General features: G+C 61.8%; 15 protein-coding genes and 1 pseudogene. 7 read left to right on the top strand and 9 right to left on the bottom strand.

Translation table 11 applies throughout. The features are described 5' to 3' along the window. Positions 1-660 precede the first annotated feature (660 nt). The 8 genes from N8A98_RS14500 to N8A98_RS14465 all read right to left on the bottom strand — a co-directional run bounded on the left by N8A98_RS14500 (position 661) and on the right by N8A98_RS14465 (position 11,417). Positions 661-3,729: an efflux RND transporter permease subunit gene (locus tag N8A98_RS14500; RefSeq protein WP_262166347.1), complete on the bottom strand. Its 3,069-nt coding sequence runs from the start codon at positions 3,727-3,729 to the stop codon at positions 661-663. Positions 3,730-3,735: 6 nt separating this feature from the next. Continuing rightward, positions 3,736-4,959 (bottom strand): efflux RND transporter periplasmic adaptor subunit, encoded by a 1,224-nt coding sequence (locus N8A98_RS14495; RefSeq protein ID WP_262166346.1) that lies wholly within the window; start codon positions 4,957-4,959, stop codon positions 3,736-3,738. Between the two features lie 528 nt (positions 4,960-5,487). Then, positions 5,488-6,150 carry a flavin reductase family protein gene (locus tag N8A98_RS14490; protein ID WP_262166345.1) on the bottom strand — a complete coding sequence of 221 codons (663 nt, stop codon included), beginning with the start codon at positions 6,148-6,150 and terminating at the stop codon, positions 5,488-5,490. Continuing rightward, positions 6,150-7,565, bottom strand: a complete 1,416-nt coding sequence (locus N8A98_RS14485; RefSeq protein ID WP_262166344.1) for a M24 family metallopeptidase — start codon at positions 7,563-7,565, stop codon at positions 6,150-6,152. Before N8A98_RS14485 ends, N8A98_RS14490 begins: the two co-directional genes overlap by 1 nt. Positions 7,566-7,602: 37 nt before the next feature. Then, the gene (locus N8A98_RS14480) at positions 7,603-8,424 is read right to left on the bottom strand and encodes an ABC transporter permease (protein WP_262166343.1); all 822 of its coding nucleotides are present in this window, start codon (positions 8,422-8,424) and stop codon (positions 7,603-7,605) included. Continuing rightward, positions 8,417-9,244, bottom strand: coding sequence for an ABC transporter permease (locus N8A98_RS14475; RefSeq protein WP_262166342.1), 828 nt, complete (start codon positions 9,242-9,244; stop codon positions 8,417-8,419). Before N8A98_RS14475 ends, N8A98_RS14480 begins: the two co-directional genes overlap by 8 nt. 4 nt (positions 9,245-9,248) lie before the next feature. Then, on the bottom strand, positions 9,249-10,289 hold the full coding sequence (locus N8A98_RS14470) for an extracellular solute-binding protein (protein ID WP_262166340.1): 1,041 nt from the start codon (positions 10,287-10,289) through the stop codon (positions 9,249-9,251). 27 nt (positions 10,290-10,316) lie between these two features. Then, positions 10,317-11,417: an ABC transporter ATP-binding protein gene (locus tag N8A98_RS14465; RefSeq protein WP_262166338.1), complete on the bottom strand. Its 1,101-nt coding sequence runs from the start codon at positions 11,415-11,417 to the stop codon at positions 10,317-10,319. A 278-nt stretch (positions 11,418-11,695) separates the two neighbouring features. On the opposite strand from N8A98_RS14465, the gene N8A98_RS14460 reads away from it, so the two are divergent. Next, the gene (locus N8A98_RS14460; RefSeq protein WP_390888771.1) at positions 11,696-12,439 is read left to right on the top strand and encodes a GntR family transcriptional regulator; all 744 of its coding nucleotides are present in this window, start codon (positions 11,696-11,698) and stop codon (positions 12,437-12,439) included. 224 nt (positions 12,440-12,663) lie between these two features. Here the strand turns inward: N8A98_RS14460 and N8A98_RS14455 are convergent. Next, a pseudogene (locus N8A98_RS14455) lies at positions 12,664-13,385 on the bottom strand (SDR family oxidoreductase). A gap of 81 nt (positions 13,386-13,466) precedes the next feature. Between N8A98_RS14455 and N8A98_RS14450 the strand changes: the two are divergent. The 6 genes from N8A98_RS14450 to N8A98_RS14425 all read left to right on the top strand — a co-directional run bounded on the left by N8A98_RS14450 (position 13,467) and on the right by N8A98_RS14425 (position 16,806). After that, complete coding sequence (locus tag N8A98_RS14450) at positions 13,467-13,661, top strand: TetR/AcrR family transcriptional regulator (protein WP_390888770.1); 195 nt, start codon at positions 13,467-13,469, stop codon at positions 13,659-13,661. Positions 13,662-13,822: 161 nt separating this feature from the next. Then, the gene (locus N8A98_RS14445) at positions 13,823-14,473 is read left to right on the top strand and encodes a DUF2161 domain-containing phosphodiesterase (RefSeq protein ID WP_262166337.1); all 651 of its coding nucleotides are present in this window, start codon (positions 13,823-13,825) and stop codon (positions 14,471-14,473) included. A gap of 90 nt (positions 14,474-14,563) precedes the next feature. Then, the gene (locus N8A98_RS14440; protein ID WP_262166336.1) at positions 14,564-14,860 is read left to right on the top strand and encodes a YciI family protein; all 297 of its coding nucleotides are present in this window, start codon (positions 14,564-14,566) and stop codon (positions 14,858-14,860) included. Between the two features lie 82 nt (positions 14,861-14,942). Further along, on the top strand, positions 14,943-15,518 hold the full coding sequence (locus N8A98_RS14435; RefSeq protein ID WP_262166335.1) for a DUF1349 domain-containing protein: 576 nt from the start codon (positions 14,943-14,945) through the stop codon (positions 15,516-15,518). Between the two features lie 216 nt (positions 15,519-15,734). Beyond that, on the top strand, positions 15,735-16,208 hold the full coding sequence (locus N8A98_RS14430; RefSeq protein ID WP_262166334.1) for an Hsp20 family protein: 474 nt from the start codon (positions 15,735-15,737) through the stop codon (positions 16,206-16,208). Positions 16,209-16,284: 76 nt separating this feature from the next. After that, positions 16,285-16,806 (top strand): Hsp20/alpha crystallin family protein, encoded by a 522-nt coding sequence (locus N8A98_RS14425; protein WP_262166332.1) that lies wholly within the window; start codon positions 16,285-16,287, stop codon positions 16,804-16,806. Positions 16,807-16,864 lie beyond the last annotated feature (58 nt).

Genomic DNA, 16,864 nt, shown 5'->3' with positions numbered 1-16,864 from the left:
TCTGAGGCCTGCTGCGGCGACCTGACTAGCATTGTCGCGCCAACGGTCGCACGAGCCAATACGACGGGCGGCCTGAGGTCATTCCAAAGGCAAGTCAACGCAGTTTCCACAGGGTGAACTGCAGCAAAGGGGCCGGCAGCAGACTGGCAGCTTTCGGCGGCTAGACCGCGGCAGCAGACCTTAAACTAGTCGAACTCAACCAGGTCCAAGGCCATGGTCGCTGCAAGTTCTACTGCGGGTCTGACGCCGAGCTCGGGCGTTTGGGCCCTTGGGGCGGTCGGCTTTACGGTGGGATGCGGCCAGCGAATGTCGCGCCAACAGACTTAAGTCGCGGGCTCTGCAGACGGGTTCCCAATGATCGGTGGCCAGCAGGCAGTAACTTTCTGTCGGCCGCGGGACGCAAACCCGCATAGCAGCGAGGCCGCGGGCGATCTCCTTGTCCAAATGGAACGGACATTTGCTGTTTAGATCCTGCCTCGTGCCATTTATTGCGCTGAAGGTATGCCGCTGCCGACAGCGACGTTGAGTGCCACGTAGTTCATGGCCATCTGCCACCAGGGCTTTTGTAGTAGCACGAGCGGTGGCGGCGGGCAGAGGCGCGGATCGTCGTGGGGAAATGGGCAGCGAAGGTAATCCTCGCTGCCGCCATCATGCGTCAGGTTATTGGCCGGGCGCAGGCACCAAGCCCGTGCCGGTCCGCTTGCTCGCCTTGCGGTGGTCCTTGGCCAGCAGCACGTAGAAGGTGGGTAGCATGAACAGGGTGAAGAGCGTGCCCACCAGCATGCCCATCACCACGACGATGCCGATGGCAAACCGGCTTGCCGAACCGGCGCCGTCGGCCATCAGCAGGGGCACGAGGCCGGTGACCATGGCCGCCGTGGTCATCAGGATGGGGCGCATGCGCACCGCAGATGCCTCGATGATTGCCGCGCGCCTGTCATAGCCCTTGCTTACCTGGATTTCATTGGCAAAGGCCACCATCAGGATGCCGTGCTTGGAGATCAGTCCGATCAATGTCACCAGCCCGATCTGGGTGTAGATGTTGATCGTGGTGAAGCCCAGATAGAGCGGCACCAGGGCTCCACTCAGCGCCAGCGGCACCGTCAGCAGGATGACGAAGGGGTCGCGGAAGCTCTCATATTGGGCGGCAAGCACGAGAAAGATCACCACGAGGGCAAAGCCGAAAGCGACGGTCAGCTGGCTGCCTTCGGCGACGAACTGCCGGCTGTCGGCCAGCCAGTCGATGCTCATGCCGGGCGCCAGCGGCTGGGACTGCATATAGTCGACAGCCTGGCCCATGGTGGCCCCAGGCAGCAGCACGGCAGACAGGGTTGCGGCATTCATCTGGTTGAACTGGCCCAGACGATTGGCCTGCACGCTTGCCGTGCTGGTGACGATGGTCGATAGCGGCACCGTCGTCCCCGATGCGGTGCGGACGTGATAGGAGCCCAGGTCTTCCGGCGTCACCCGGTCCTTGGCCGCCACCTGCGGTATGACGTCGTAGGAACGGTCATAATAATTGAACCGGTTGACGTAATTGCCACCCACCAGGGCGGCCAGCGTGTCGGCGGTGGTCTGCATGCTGACCCCCAATTCACCAGCCTTGGCGGTATCGATGGCGATATTGGTGGACGGACTATCGAACGCCAGATCCGTCTCGACCCAGGCGAAGAGGCCACTTTGCCACGCCGCCCATTTCAACGTTTCCATCTGCTCGAAGATCGCGTCGTATCCGGCGGTCGAGCGCAGCACGAGCTGGAACGGCAGGCCCGCGCTGGCCGCCGGTAGCGCCGATGGCTGGAACGCGGTGATTGAAGCGCTCAGAATGCCGGCAGACTCGCCGAACAACTGCCCCTGTACTTCATCCGAATTGCGATCCCGTTCGGCCCAGTCCTTCAAAACCACCCCGCCGAAGGAATTGTTCTGCCCATCAATGCCATCGACGAAGAAGCTGGAGCCGAATTCCGGCAGGCGCGAGAAGATCGCGTCAACTTGCCTTGTCGCAGCGGCGGTATAATCGAGGCTGGCATATTGCGGCGCCCGAGCCGCGGTAAACACCACGCCCTGGTCCTCCGGCGGCGCCATTTCGCTCTGGCTCTGGGTGAAGAACACGACCGTCGCTGCAAAGACCATTACTGCGCCCGCCAATACCGCCCAACGGTGATTGAGGCTGTGACCGAGCAGAGCCGCATAGCCGCGGGCGACCTTTTCGAAAAAGTGTTCGACGGCCAGCGAGAGCCGGCCTTCGGTGACCTTGCGGTTGATCAGGAGCGCGGTCATCATCGGCGACAGGGTCAGCGCCACCACGCCCGACACCACGACCGAACCGGCCAGGGTGAAGGCGAATTCGCGGAACAGCCCCCCGGTGAGACCGCCCATCATGCCGATCGGCGCATAGACCGCGGCCAGCGTGACGGTCATGGCGATGACCGGCCCCACGATCTCGCGGGCGCCGATAATGGCGGCTTCGACCGGGGTTTTGCCGTCCACGATATGGCGGTGAATATTCTCCACCACCACGATGGCATCGTCGACGACAAGGCCAATGGCCAGCACCATGGCCAACAGTGTCAGCAGATTGATCGAGAAGCCGAATGCGAGCATCAGCGCCGCCGTGCCGATGAGTGAGAGCGGAATGGTGATCACCGGAATGATCACCGCGCGCATCGAGCCCAGGAACAGGAAGATCACCACCACGACGATGATCACCGCCTCGACCAGGGTGTGTTCGACCTCGGAAATCGAGGCGTGGACGAAATGGGCGATGTCGAAGGCATTGGCTATTTTCAGTCCCGGAGGCGCGGTCGCCTGGATATCCTCGATGACTTGTTCGGCCGCGGCCACGATATCGAGCGGATTGCCCTCAGGGGTGGGATAGACCTCGACCACCACCGATCGCTCGCCATTGTAGCGGGCGCCGGTATCGTAGCTCTGGCCGCCGATTTCCAGCGTGGCGATATCGGAGAGACGTACCAGCCCGCCAGCGCCGCTCTTGATGACCATCTGGCGGAAGTCGTCAATATTGGTCAGATCGGTCGAAGCGGTGATGTTGGTGACCGTCTGGCCGGACCGCAACACGCCGGGAGCGGCCTGAACATTGTTGGCGCGCAGCGCCGCAACCACGTCGCCGGCGGTCAGGTCGCGGGCCGACAGCGCATCCGGATCGATCCAGATGCGCAAAGCCAGTTGCTGGGCGCCGGCCAGTGGCGCCGAGGCCACCCCGTTGATCGAGGTGAACAGCGGCTGGGCGACGCGGGTGATGTAGTCGGTGATCTGCGGCACCGTCATCGTGGTGCTGGTAAACGAGATATACTGCACCGCCGAGGCGCCGTCGGTGATCTTGGTGATCATCGGATCGGACACGCCTACGGGCAGCAGATATTTGATCTGCTGCACCTTGGCCAGGATTTCGGTCATGGCGCGGTCGGCATCGGCATTCAGCACCAGCTTGGCCTTGATGCTGCTCAGCCCCGTGGTCGAGGTCGATTGCAGATATTCGATACCGCTGGCGGTGGCGATCGATTGGGCGATCTGGCTGGTGACAAAGCCCTGCATCACCTCCTGGGTTGCCCCCGGAAATGCGGTATTGATGGTGATCGTCGCGCTTTCCAGGTTCGGATATTGCCGGATGGGAAGCGAGAACAGGCCGATGCCGCCGACCAGCAGGATCAACAGGCTGACCACCACCGACAGGATGGGCCGGCGGATAAAAATATCAGTAAAGGACATGGGGACCTACCAGGCGGGTGCAGCAGCGGGAGCATTGGGATCGGCGATGGTGACGGCGGCGCCCGGCGCGACACGCAACTGTCCCTCGGTGATCAGCACATCGCCGGGCGCCAGGCCGGAAATGACCTCGACCCGGCCATCCAGCCGGGTTCCGACCGTGACCGGCACGATGGCCGCCACGCCGTCCCGCACGAGATAGGCCACATCGCCCGAAGCGCTTTGCTGGATGGCGGTTCCGGGCACCAGGATGGTGTCGGGCTTGGACGGCAATGACACCGACACATTGGCGAACATGCCGGGCCGCAGCGTGCCGTCGGCATTGTCCAGCGTGGCCTGCACGGTCACATTGCGGGTTTGCGCGGAGATCACGGGGTCGATCGCCGTGACGGTGGCGGTGAAGTCCTGATCGGGGAACACGTCGATCGTGACCCTGACCGTGGCGCCGATATCCAGCTTGGGCAGGTCGCGTTGCGGCACGCTGAAATCGACGTGCAGCGTGTCGATGGCGGTCAGCGTGGCAATGCTCTGCCCGGCGGTGACGAAGGCACCGGGCGCAACCTGGCGCAGGCCGATAACCCCGGCAAAGGGCGCGGTGATGTTCCTTTGGGCGATGCGGGCGTCGATGATGGCGACATCGGCCCGCGCCTGCTCGGCCTCAACTTCGCGCTGCTGCAAGGCCTGGCGGGATTCGGTGCCCGATGGCGCGAGGCGCTGCGAGCGTTCGAGTTGCAGATCGGCGAAGCGGGAGCGCGCCTGGGCGGCCAGCAGTTCGGCTTGCTCCGTCTTGTCATCCAGGGCGACGAGCACCGTGCCGGCATCCACCGTTTCACCGGATTCGAAATTGATCTGGCTGATGCGGCCCCCCACTTCGGGCGCCAGCACGATTTCGTCGGCGGCCTGCAGTGAGCCGATAGCCGCGATGCTCAGCGGCAGATTTTCGAACGCCAGCTCGACCGCCGAGACCTGAACGGGCGCCGGGGCCCAGGCGGAAGCCGCGGCTGCGGCGGCGGCGCGGGCATCGCGCCAGGACATGATGGCATAGAAGGCCGACCCCAGCACGGCAACCGCCATGACTACGGCTATAAAACGCGGTACGCGCCGGGGCCGGATTGGCGTTTCACCGCCAATTCTGGTGCCGCCGCCGATAATGGTCTCGGCATAGATTGCCGTGCCATCCACTTCGACGGACAGACTGGATTGGGAAGCGCTATTGTGCTGGATATTGGACATTGTGTTCTCCGCGCTGACAGGCGGAGGACGTCGTGATCACCCACGAACACCATGCGCCTGTACCCGATCCGGAAGGATCGAGCAAAAGACGCCATGGGTCCGCTCAAGAGCGACAAGTCTCGCTTACGCGAGGATCGGGATGACCATCCGATCTAAACTTTTTCCGGCAAATGAAATCGAGTGCCAAGCAATCCTTGCCACTCACGCCTTGTTGTATCGGCCATAAATCCAAATGCAAATCGAAGAATTCGAGGTACTGCGATCGAAAGCTCGGTTGACATTTTTGTCGAAATCACAGCAACGCCACCGAGATTCATAGGTAGCATCCGCCGCGACTAGCTGAACGAGTTATCGCTGGGAACTGAGAGGCTGCAGGTCACGATGTCGATCCAACGCCTGAGTCGAACGGCAGCTTTCAGGAAATTGCGAGGGGCGATCTGAACGGCCGGAATGGGGCACCTCGCTGCATTCATTGAGCTTTTCTTTGCTCTATAAATGCAGGGTTATTCGCGGGTGGCTCGGGCCGTATTAGCCGGCCTCGGGTTTGCCATTCTCCCACTCTGCCACACTTGGTGTTTTGACTTCGAACTGATCCTGCGTGCGGGTATAGCTGTGGCCGCCGAGGCGGCCGATGGCGTCCATGGCGTGCTGGTCGATATGCAGGTTTGTGGGATCGACGGCGTCGGAGCGGACATAGAGGCCGACGACTTCGCCCAGGATGATCTCGCGGGCCTTGCCGACTTCCAGGGTCATGTAGCGGCGGCATTCGAGGGCGGCTGGTGCGGCTAGAATGCGCGGGCTGCGCACCATTTGGCCGGGGGTCGTTGCGAGTCCGGCTTCGGCGAGTTCGTCTATCTCGGGGCCGAATTTGATGGCGCAGATTTCCATCTGTGCCGCCAGGGCCTGGTCGACGATGTGCACGGTGAATTCGCCCGTTTCGCGGATATTACGGGCCGTGTCCTTGAAGCTCATGTCCGAATAATTCTCGACGCCGATGGCGACGATGGCCGGATCATGCGTGAGCACATTGAAGAAGCTGAAAGGGCCGGCATTGGCTTTTCCATCAAGGCCGAGCGTGGTGATGAGAGCGATCGGGCGCGGGATGACGGTGCCGATCAAGAGCTTATATCTCTGCCGCGCGTCGAGCGCGGCAAAATCGAAATGGGTATGCGTGTCGGCCAGTTGATCCATCAGGCGGCGATCCGATGCGTTTCGAGTGGGGTGTGGCGGCTGAGGTTTTCGAAGCCGTCTTTGGTGACGAGATAGCAATCGCCGATATTGCAGCCGGCGGACTGGGCTTCGAGCCATTGGGTGTGCAGCACGAAGATCATGCCTTCCTCCAGCCGGTCGAAATTGTGCGAGGAGACGTTGAAGCTGTTCTGCGCCCCGGCCATACCGACGGAATGGCCTAGATTGGGGTTATGCGGACCATGGGTGGCCGGATAGACATGCATGAGCTTGCGGCCCTGCGCTTCCCAATCGGCGTCCGGCACATATTGGCGCGGCAGCAGGCGCGGGCCGCCATCGTCAGCCGGGCTCCAATTATAGGGCATGGTGCGGGCGTCGGGTGCGCTCAGCAGGCCATGGTCAATATAGGACGAGAAAGCAGCATTGTTGACCTCACTGATCAGCGTGCCCGGGCGGATCAGCTGTTCGGCGCGCTTGACGCCTTCGGTGCAGGCGGTGAGTACCTTTTCCTGGCGGGCAGTGATGTCACCGACGGCGATCATGCGGGCGGTCTGGGCCGTGTAGCCGCGATAGGTGACGTTGGAGATATAGAGATTGATCAGGTCGCCGGGCCGGACGACATGCCCATAGGGCTTGCCGCAATGGGTGCCATATTCGTTGATGCCGATCTGGTACCCATCGCCGGTTTCCCCGCCACGGGCGAGCTGCGCCAGGCTGAAGGCGGCGTAGATTTCGACATCGGTCACGCCAGGGCGAGTGACGTGATAGGCGGCCTGGGTGCCGATGCTGATGAGCTGGGCGGCGGCGCGGAACATTTCCACTTCACGCGGGCTGCGCAGCTTCTGCATGCGGTCGATGATGGCATTGTCGCCGACAAATTTGGCCGAGGGCATAGCGTCTTCGAGATAGCGCCAGAATTCGAGTGAAGTGCGATCGCCCAGGCGCCCGATCTGGCCCTTGGAGAGGCCCAGTTTGGCGAGGAGATTGGCGCAGTGCTCGGCGGTGAGGGCCACTGACGAGCCCGGCCGGTCGGCATATTCGCGGCCGATGGCGCCGATCTGCCAGATGTCTTCCACCAGCATGGGCTCGCCGCCCGGCGGCAGGATCACCGCCTGGGTGAAGAAGGAGAGCAGCGTGATCGGCTTGTCGCTGTCGGTCGGAATGATCAGCACGCCCTCGCGCATCCAATCGCAGACATAGCGCAGATAGGCGTTCGAGGTGTGGAACCAGCCCACCATGTCGGTGTGGATGACTAAAGCGTCGTGCCCGGCGAGGACGGCCTCGCGGCGAATGCGGCGCAGGCGCTCCTCGTATTCCTCCAAGGGCAGCGGCAGCGGGGCCTTGAAATCGAAGTTCGGCTGGAAATCGGACAACAGTTCTTCGATCCGGCGGGTGCCGGCAGGGGCGTGGACGTTCATTTTGGGTTCCTTGTTGGGAGGCGCCGCAGCGCGTTGGCTATGAGGTTTGGGATCTGCCGAGGGCGCGGCGGCCAATGAGCAGGCCGATCAGCACCACGGTGATGAGAATGCCGGACATGGCGGCGACGCGGACGTCGAGCCCTTCCTCGATCAGCGCGAACATGCGCAGCGGCAGCACGGTGGTTGAGGGGTCGGCGAGGAAGAGCGAGATCGAGACATTGTCGAGCGACTGGATGAAAACCAGAAACGCCCCGGCCAGAATGCCCGGCAACAGCAGGGGCAGGGTGACGCGGCGCAGCGTGGTGAGCCAGCTCGCGCCCATCAGGGTCGACGCCTCTTCGAGCGACGGATCGAGCCCTTGCGCCACCACCGCGACGGAGCGGTACATCAGCGGGCCGAACACCACGATATGGCCCGCTATGGTGAGCCAGAGCGACGGCCGGATGCCGATGAGATTGGCGACGATCAGCGCAGCCAGGCCATAGACCAGGCTCGGCAACACAAGGGGCGACAGCAGTAGCGGCTCGACCGCATTGGCCGTGTTGCGACGAACCCGGCTCGCACCGATGGCGGCGGGCACCGCGAACAGCAGCGCGCCGAACACGGCCAGCGCCGCGATCTTGAGCGAGTTGAAGGCGGCGATATGCTCGGTGGCGGAGCGGACTGGATCGAGCAGGGCTTCGTACCAGCGCAGCGAAAAGCCTTCCGGGGGGAATTTCAGCGTCTGCCCGCCGGTAAAGGACATGACCAGGGCCAGCACGATCGGCGCGATGAGGAACATCAGGCACAGCGTGCCGAGGCCGAACACGAATATTTTGTAGAGCCACTCGGGCAGCGGATTGGTTGGGCGTTTAGCCATGACCGACAAGCCTCCGGTGACAGGACAGCATGCTGAGGACCAGCAGGAGAATGCCGGTGGTGAAAAGCAGGACGACGGCAATGGCTGAGGCCAGGGGCCAATCGAACAGCGTGCCGACCTCGCGATAGATCAGTTGCGGCACATAGACATTGCGGGCGCCCCCGATCACCGCCTGGGTGACGAAAGAGGCGCTGGTGCTGGCATAAACCAGGATCCAGCCGGCCAGCAGCGCCGGCAGCATGAGCGGCAGGAGCACGGTGACGAAAACCCGCCATGGACCGGCGCCCGATACTTCCGCGGCCTCGGTCAGATTGCGCGGCAGGCGGGAGAGGATGGCGACCAGCGGCAGGATGATCAGCGGCAGATCGATCTGCGTCATGGCCAGCACGAGGCCCAGCTCGGTGAACATTAGGCTAATCGGGCCACCAGTCAGCCCGAGCGACATCAGGCTCTCGCTGATCGGCCCCTGCCGCCCGAGAATGACGATCCAGGCGAAGGTGCGCACCACATTGCTGGTCAGCATGGGGATCAGGGTCAGGAAGACGATGGCTTGTCGCATGCGCGGGCCGCTATGCCAGAACAGCAGGGCAATCGGGATGCCCAGCAAGGTGGTGCCCAGCACCGTCTCCAAACCGAGACGGGCCGTATTGAGCAGGACGCGGAAGTTGAAGGGGTCGCCGAGGAACTTGGCATAGTTCTCCAGCGACGGTCCGGTCTCGCCGGCAAAGCTATAGGCGACGAGCAGAGCGAGCGGCAGTGCGAAGAACGCCACCGACAATGCCAGCATGGGCACGAGGAATGGAAAGCCGCTCGCTCGCATCGGACTAGCCTGCAACCAGGGCGTCGAAGGCGCGGATCCAGTCGGCTCGGTTCTTGTTGATCATCGCCCAATCGGGATAGACCAGCGAGGGGATGGTATCCCGCGTCACAAAGGCCTCAATGCCCGGCGTCAGGGCGACGTCCATATTGGTGGGGAACATTTCGGTGGGTGGCAGGGTCAATTGTTCCTGCGCGGCCTTGGAGATGGCAGCATCCATATAGGCGTAGGCGGCATCGAGATTAGCCGAGCCCTTGGTCAGGTGGATATTGACCGGCGCCGCAGGCGATCCCGTCTCGGGATGCACGAATTCGGCGTTGAGCCCCAGGCTTTTGAGTTTGGCGACATTGCCGGTGCTGCACATGAACACCGCGATTTCGCCCTGCTGATAGAGCGACATCTGGCTATTGGTGCTGTCGACAACGCCGGCCAGGTTCTCCGGGTGATCGGCAAACAGCTTGAACACCGCGTCCATGTCATCGGGGCCGCTGCCATAGATCGTCGCAAGCTGGGTATAGGCCATGACAGCGGTGTTGGAGCCAAAGCCGGTCCAGGAGACCTTGCCGGCAAAGGCCGGGTTTTCGAACAGGTCGGCATAGCCCTTCGGTGCCGGCACCAAATCGGGGTTATAGGCTATGCCGTTGACTTCGACGGTGACGGTGGGACCATATTCGCCCTGGAAGGTCGGATCGAGCTTGCTCCAATTGGCAAGGCGGCTGGTGTCGATTTTCTGGATCAGGTCGTTTTCAAGGGCGATGGCCATCTGGCCCGGCGACATCAGCAGTGTGTCATAGGCGGGGCTGCCGGGGCTGGCCATGATCTTGGCCAACTGGTCCTGCGCCAGGGCCGGAGCGATAGTGAGGTCGAACCCGGCTTCCAAGACCAGCGGGGTTAGTACGCGGCGATAGGCGTCCTCCCAATTGCCGGGGAAGGTCGCGGCAACCATGCTGCCATTGGCAGCGCGGGTGGGAATGGGCAGCAGGCCGGCAGCTGCCGCACCGGCGGCGAGAAATCCGAACTGGCGGCGGGTCAATTTCATTGCAGTCATGTCATGCACCATGGGTTCGAGGCAGGATCAGGCAGAAGGCGTTCCGGGGGCCGGAAAGACGTGGCATCGAGCGGTGTCGATGCTGGCAAAGACGGTGGAGCCGGCGGCCGGGACAAGAGTTTCCGGGCCGCGTGCCTGGCTGGCGCGCAGCTCGCCGCCATTGGCAAGAATGAGGTCGTGCACCAGGCTGGGGCCCAGCGGCACGGAAACGCCGACCGTCGCAGCCAGCGCATTGGCGGCGGGCGCATCGACCAACGACACATGTTCGGGCCGGCAGGTGGCGACGACGGCAGCGCCGGTGACGAAATCCAACCGGCGGGGCAGCGACAGAGCCTCGCCCGAGCGGAGGCGAAGAATTGTCGCATTCGTCTCTAGTGTTTCAACGATGGCTTCGAACTGGTTGGCCTGGCCGATGAAGCGATTGACGAACAGGGTCTGCGGCCGGTCATAGACCGCCATGGGCGTATCGATCTGCTCGATGCGGCCCTTGTTCATCAGCACGAGCGAACTGGCCAGACTCTGCGCCTCTTCCTGATCGTGGGTAACGATCAGCGTGGTAATGCCCAATGTCTTTTGCAGGCGCAGCATTTCGACCTGCAGGTCAAAACGCAGTGCCCGATCAAGCGCGCCAAAGGGTTCATCGAGCAGCAGCAGGGATGGGCTGGGCGCCAAAGCGCGGGCGACGGCGACGCGCTGTTGCTGGCCCCCCGAGAGTTCACGCGGCAGGCGCTTGGCATAATCGGCCAGTCGCACCAGTTCGAGCATTTCGGTCACGCGCTCGCGGCGCTCCGTCCGGCCCACATGCTGGCAGGCCAGGGGATAGGCGATATTCTCGGCCACCGTCAGATGCGGGAACAGCGCATAATTCTGGAACACCATGCCGATACCGCGTTCGCGCGCCGGCAAATGCCCCAGATCCGCATCCCCCAGCATGATGCTGCCACTGCGCGGGCTAACCAGCCCTGCGATGGCGCGCAGCACGGTGGACTTGCCGCAGCCGCTCGGGCCGAGCAATGCGGCGATCTCTCCAGCGGGCACCGTGAAGGACACCTCGTCAACGGCGGCAGCGCCACCATAACTATGGGTCAGCCCCTGAACGGACAGGGTATTGGCAATGAGGCCACTCATTTGGTCTCTCCCGGTTCGTCCTGTCCGTCAAAACGGCATGAGACTTGCAATGGGTATCAGGGGTGCTAGCAGTGGTGTTGCCAACCCCATTGCAAGCGCCGTGCCACATCGCAATTCGCCAGTCATCTTTCTTGCAATTCATTGATATGAATAATGAAATTTAGTTATAATGAATATGCGAAAGTTTGTACGCATAACAGTTCGCATGTTGTCGCGCAAAAAATGATGCACAAAATTTCGTCAGCTGCGCTATTGTTGGGCAGAGATTCGGAGTGACCATGCGTAAGCCGACACGGAAAAAGACCGCGCCAATGGCGGAGCCGCTCAGCGATATCGAAGAAGCCGAGGATGTGACGGACCGCATCTGCGCGACACTCGCCACCGCCATTGGCGAAGGCGCGCTCAAGCCCGGTAGCAAAATCATCGAGGAGGCCATAGCCGAGCATTTCGGCGTCAGCCGCACCGTAGTCCGGGGCGCCCTGGGTGTGCTGCAGCGGGATCGCCTGCTCGAACGCAAACGCAACCGCGGCACCTTCGTGGCCGAGCCTTCGGTTGAGGAGGCCAAACAGCTCTTCGAAGCGCGACGGGCCTTGGAGCGGACGACGCTTGAACTGGTGCTGCAGCGCATCACACCAGCCGATCTCGACCGGCTGGAAGCCCTCACCGAGGAGGAGTTGCGCGTCTACCATGCCGATCACAACGCGCCCAAGTCCGCGTCAGTCGGTCAGTTCCACGTCGAACTGTCGCGGATCGCCGGCAACGCGGTGCTGTCCGAGATGCTGGCCAAACTGGTCGCCCGGCTCTCCCTGGTCATGGCGCTTTACGAAGACGAGCGCGTCGACGATTGCGGGGCGGAGCACCACCGGGCGATCGTCGCGGCCCTGCGGGAAAAAGACCTGAAAAAGGCGCAGGGCCTGATGGATACCCACCTTGGCGACATCGAAGGCCGCGTGAAGCTGACCGAAGGGCAGGGTGAACGGCACAGCTTCGTATCCCTGTTGGAGACGTTTAGCCGCGCTTGAAATGATCGCCTATGCGTACCCACCGATTTACGTTGCCCCACTCACATATAGGACAGCAACGGCAGCTTCTGAGGGTCACGGCGGAAGCGCTGAATGTCCGATAAGGGGCGCGTTTCTGCCTGGTCGCTATTGACCCTAATTCGGTCATCGGGATTTAAGACAGGCTCGCTGCAAAGCGGACCTTGCGGGCAGATGCCACTCCTGCCCGCAATTCTGGTGAGGCCCTACCAGGGGACGTTGCCCTGTGGCTCGACAAAGCTGCCGGAAATGGCATCGGGGCCGAGCAAGGCATATTCGACCGGCAGGCGTGCACCTTCGGCAGGTGTCATGAAGCCGTTGCCGCCTGTCAGGTCGGTCTTGACATAGCCTGGGGCAACCGAGTTCACGACAATGGAGGTGTCCCTCAGTTCCGCCGCCAACTGGACTGTCAGCATGTTGAGCGCGGCCTTGGACGCATTGTATCCGATCAGCCGGGCCTCGTAATAAGGCGAGTTCGGATCGCCATTGATTGCCAGCGAACCCAGCGTCGTTGAAAGGTTGACGATGCGACCGGCGCTCGAGCGGCGCAGCAAGGGCAGCATGGCCTGCGTAACGGCAAGGGTGCCCAGGAAATTGGTTTCCATAAGCCGGCGCGTCGCGGCCGTCGAGCTAACGGAAGGCGGACCATCTTCGGGATCGACGATCCCGGCATTGTTGATGAGAATGTCGAGCGGGCCATATTTGGCGGCAATCTTTTCAGCCGCCGAAGCTATGCTCGCCTCGTCTGTGAGGTCGATTTCGATCGCCTCGACGTCCAGCCCGGTCTTTGCCAGATCGCTGGCGGCATCCTGGCCGCGCTGCAGGTTTCGCGCCCCATGATCACCGCAATGCCGGCCTCGGCCAATTGCCGGGCAATTTCGAAACCGATGCCTTTGTTGGCGCCGGTCACAAGCGCGACCTTCTTCATATCCGTCATGGAACTTCCTTATCTGTCGGCCGAAATGATGCGATCAATATATGAAGGATCATTCGTTTTTTGGATTCGCATATGGACGCGACACCGCCTCAACATCTCAGCGCCCGCAAAAAGCCGCGCCAGGCACGATCTGCAACGACGCTCGAGGCGATTTTCGAAGCGACCATTCAGGTTTTACGGCGGGAAGGCATCCATCGCCTAACGACCACGCGCGTGGCCGAACGCGCCGGCGTATTCAACGGTGAAGTCGCTTGGAAGCGGATTTAATGGCGCCGGACAGCGAGAGCGTCATCGACATCCGCACCTGAATATCGCCTGTGGTTCCTGGTATTGCAGTGGCCGAGCCTGGCCCCTTCCTGACAGCGCGGCATCGGCGGGCAGACTCAGGTATATCGAGCCCGTGTGCATCTCGATCTGAAACGGACCAAATGGCGGAGACGGACCTTTACCTCCCTTTGAAGACCTTCATGGAAGGCGCCGGCTATTCCGTCAAAGGCGAGGTCAACGATTGCGATCTGGTTGGCGTTAAAGACGGCGATCCGCCTGTCATCGTCGTTTGCGAAATGAAGCTCGCCTTCAATCTCGAATTGGTCATGCAAGGCGTGAAGCGGGCCTCGTTCTGTGATGAAGTCTGGCTCGCGGCAAGAGCATCCAAGACCGGAAGGGGGCGAGAGCACGATGCCCGTTTCCGAAATCTGTGTCGACGGCTTGGCTTTGGGGTAATTTCAGTCTCAGACGCCGGAGATGTGGCGGTCATCGTTGCCCCATTTGCAGCTGCGCCGCGCCGTGACGCGAAAAGACGGTCCCGGCTGCTTGATGAACACAAGCGCAGGGTGGGTGACCCACAGGTTGGCGGGGGGCGCGGCAAGCCGATCATGACGGCCTATCGGCAAGATTGCATAGCTTGCGCCGCGGCGTTGCTGGCCGGCCCACAAAGCCCAAAGCAGCTCAAGGTGCTGGTCACCAGAGCGCCGGCAATTTTGCGAGACAATGTCTATGGCTGGTTCGTACGGGAGAGCAGAGGTATTTACGGGCTGACAGAACTTGGCCGGGCCGCAGTGTTGCCGCCGCAAGGCTGAGCATTCCAGCCGATCCACGCCAATGTGGATCGGCGGATTTTAGGTCATGTTCCCGAACGCAGTGCGAACCAACCAGAATGGAGATCGACCATGAAATCATACCTTTGCAAGTTCATCCCGCCACGTGCAGACTTTCTCGCAACCATGTCGGCCGACGAGGCCGGCTGGATGCAGCAGCATGGCGCCTTTCTCGATGAGCTGTTGGCGCAAGGCAAAATCGTCGCCCATGGTCCCGTCATGGACCCGGCAGGTGGATATGGCGTCTCGCTTTACCAGATCGCGGATGATGAAAATATCGAGGACCTGACATCCCAAGACCCGATCATCCAGCACGGCGCCGGGCACTACGAGCATCATCCAATGCTGCACCTGAAATTCCGCGGTTGAGCGGATCGCATATGGCAGCGGCAAGCGCGCCGCCAGCCCACCAGCCGTGTGTGTCGGCTACTCGATTTCTCAAGGAGCCGTCATGTTTGAATCCTGCAGTTGGCACAACGAGCCTCGCCAATGGTCCCTGGATGACGGGGCGCTAACGGTGCGCTCCGACGAGAAAACGGACTTCTGGCGGGACACCTATTACGGGTTCACCCGCGATAGCGGCCACTTTTTCGGCCATGCCTGGGCGGGCGACTTCACCGCGTCCCTGAGAGTTCAGGCCCGCTACGAGGCACTCTACGATCAGGCCGGAATAATGGTCCGCATCGATGAGAAAAACTGGATAAAAGCCGGCATCGAACTGTCGGACGGCGCCGCGTGCATCGGTAGCGTGCTGACCGTCGACCGATCGGACTGGTCAACATCGATCTATGCATCCGACCCTTCGGATTTCTATCTGCGCGTCACCGTGCAAGCCGGCGTGCTGCGCCTGCAATCCTCCACAGACGGCATACGCTGGCCCTTGCTGCGACTTTGTCCGTTTCCCAAGGCATCCACCTATCGCGTCGGGCCCATGCTCTGCACACCGGAACGCCAAGGGCTGGACGTGAAATTCTCGAATTTCGAGATCGGCCCGCCCAACGGCAAAGCACTGCACGATCTCACGTAATGCTATTGGCGGCGAATGGGCGGACGTGCTGATCGCAGTGGTCCGGTGCGGGTGACGACGGTCAATTAGCATGGCATCATAAATTTTCGCGTTGGGTTCTTGAAAACCGCTTTGCCGTTCCAAAATCAAGTGTTGCCGGGGCTTTGGCCCGGCAGGTCTGGGAGGCGTTCCTCTTGGGCGCCTCTCGTATCCATGTTGCTCAAGGAGGATATGGCTATGAGGACTAGTCTAGATTTCGCACCCCTGTACCGGTCGAGCATCGGTTTTGACCGAATGTTCAACCTGCTGGAAAACGCCAGTCGTGTGCAGGCGATCGATAGCTGGCCGCCCTACGATATCGTCAAGACGGGCGAGGACGACTATCAGATCACCATGGCGGTAGCCGGCTTCTCGCAGGCGGACCTGACCATCACCCACGAGCCCAACCTGCTTGTGGTGAGCGGCCAAAAGGCCGGTGAAGACAATGCGCAATATCTGCATCGCGGCATTTCCAACCGGACGTTCGAGCGGCGGTTCGAGCTGGCTGATCACGTCAAGGTCGCCGACGCGAACCTTAGCAATGGCCTGTTGACGATCAACCTCAGGCGCGAACTTCCAGAGGCGATGAAGCCACGGCGCATCGAGATCGGCACGGCCGCGCGGACGCCGGTGGAACCGCAGCAGATCGAAGCGAACCGACAGGCCGCCTAACCGAGGTTTATCGCGAAACCCGGGCGCTGGCGCCCGGGTTGTCAGTCAATCCATGGCATTGAAAGGAGAAGGCCAGATGAGTGTACGTGATCTCATTCCCTGGGGCCGGAACGGCGACAACCAGGCCCCGTCTCTCTATCGCGAGAGCGAGCAGAACCCCTTCCTGTCGCTACATCGCGAAATCAACCGCGTGTTCGACGACGCGTTCCGCGGCTTTGATACGCGATTGCCGGCATTCGGTTCGTTTGCAGCGGGCGCCGGGTGGCCCAATGTGGAAATCTCGGAAACCGACAACGAGGTCAGGGTGACCGCCGAAATTGCTGGTATAGATGAAAAGGACATCGAACTCCTGCTCGATGACGGTGTGCTGACGCTTCGAGGCGAAAAGCGCGCCGAGAACGAGGACAAGAACCGGCACTTCTCCGAGCGGTTCTATGGCCGTTTCGAACGGCGCATCCCGCTCGGCTCGGAAGTGGAGGAGGACAAGGCCAACGCCTCGTTCAAGAACGGCGTCCTGACGGTGACATTGCCCAAATCGGCCACGGCGCAATCCAAGGTCAAGCGCATCGCCATCAATGGACAGGGTCAGGTGCACTAATAGTCACACCGACCGCGCCGGGTATCTGCGGCCCTGCCCCGAGGAGTGTTACCCACTC

It is taken from the genome of Devosia neptuniae, assembly GCF_025452235.1.
Classification (GTDB): domain Bacteria; phylum Pseudomonadota; class Alphaproteobacteria; order Rhizobiales; family Devosiaceae; genus Devosia.
Note: the sequence above shows the minus strand (reverse complement) of the source record. Positions and strands in the feature narration are given on the sequence as shown.

Coding starts and splice junctions, on each gene's coding strand:
- N8A98_RS14485 (WP_262166344.1), bottom strand. CDS start 7,565: ATGAACGTCCACGCCCCTGCCGGCACCCGCCGGATCGAAGAACTGTTG.
- N8A98_RS14475 (WP_262166342.1), bottom strand. CDS start 9,244: ATGCGAGCGAGCGGCTTTCCATTCCTCGTGCCCATGCTGGCATTGTCG.
- N8A98_RS14425 (WP_262166332.1), top strand. CDS start 16,285: ATGAGTGTACGTGATCTCATTCCCTGGGGCCGGAACGGCGACAACCAG.
- N8A98_RS14440 (WP_262166336.1), top strand. CDS start 14,564: ATGAAATCATACCTTTGCAAGTTCATCCCGCCACGTGCAGACTTTCTC.
- N8A98_RS14465 (WP_262166338.1), bottom strand. CDS start 11,417: ATGAGTGGCCTCATTGCCAATACCCTGTCCGTTCAGGGGCTGACCCAT.
- N8A98_RS14430 (WP_262166334.1), top strand. CDS start 15,735: ATGAGGACTAGTCTAGATTTCGCACCCCTGTACCGGTCGAGCATCGGT.
- N8A98_RS14435 (WP_262166335.1), top strand. CDS start 14,943: ATGTTTGAATCCTGCAGTTGGCACAACGAGCCTCGCCAATGGTCCCTG.
- N8A98_RS14490 (WP_262166345.1), bottom strand. CDS start 6,150: ATGGATCAACTGGCCGACACGCATACCCATTTCGATTTTGCCGCGCTC.
- N8A98_RS14460 (WP_390888771.1), top strand. CDS start 11,696: ATGCGTAAGCCGACACGGAAAAAGACCGCGCCAATGGCGGAGCCGCTC.
- N8A98_RS14470 (WP_262166340.1), bottom strand. CDS start 10,289: ATGACTGCAATGAAATTGACCCGCCGCCAGTTCGGATTTCTCGCCGCC.
- N8A98_RS14450 (WP_390888770.1), top strand. CDS start 13,467: ATGGACGCGACACCGCCTCAACATCTCAGCGCCCGCAAAAAGCCGCGC.
- N8A98_RS14445 (WP_262166337.1), top strand. CDS start 13,823: ATGGCGGAGACGGACCTTTACCTCCCTTTGAAGACCTTCATGGAAGGC.
- N8A98_RS14480 (WP_262166343.1), bottom strand. CDS start 8,424: ATGGCTAAACGCCCAACCAATCCGCTGCCCGAGTGGCTCTACAAAATA.
- N8A98_RS14495 (WP_262166346.1), bottom strand. CDS start 4,959: ATGTCCAATATCCAGCACAATAGCGCTTCCCAATCCAGTCTGTCCGTC.
- N8A98_RS14500 (WP_262166347.1), bottom strand. CDS start 3,729: ATGTCCTTTACTGATATTTTTATCCGCCGGCCCATCCTGTCGGTGGTG.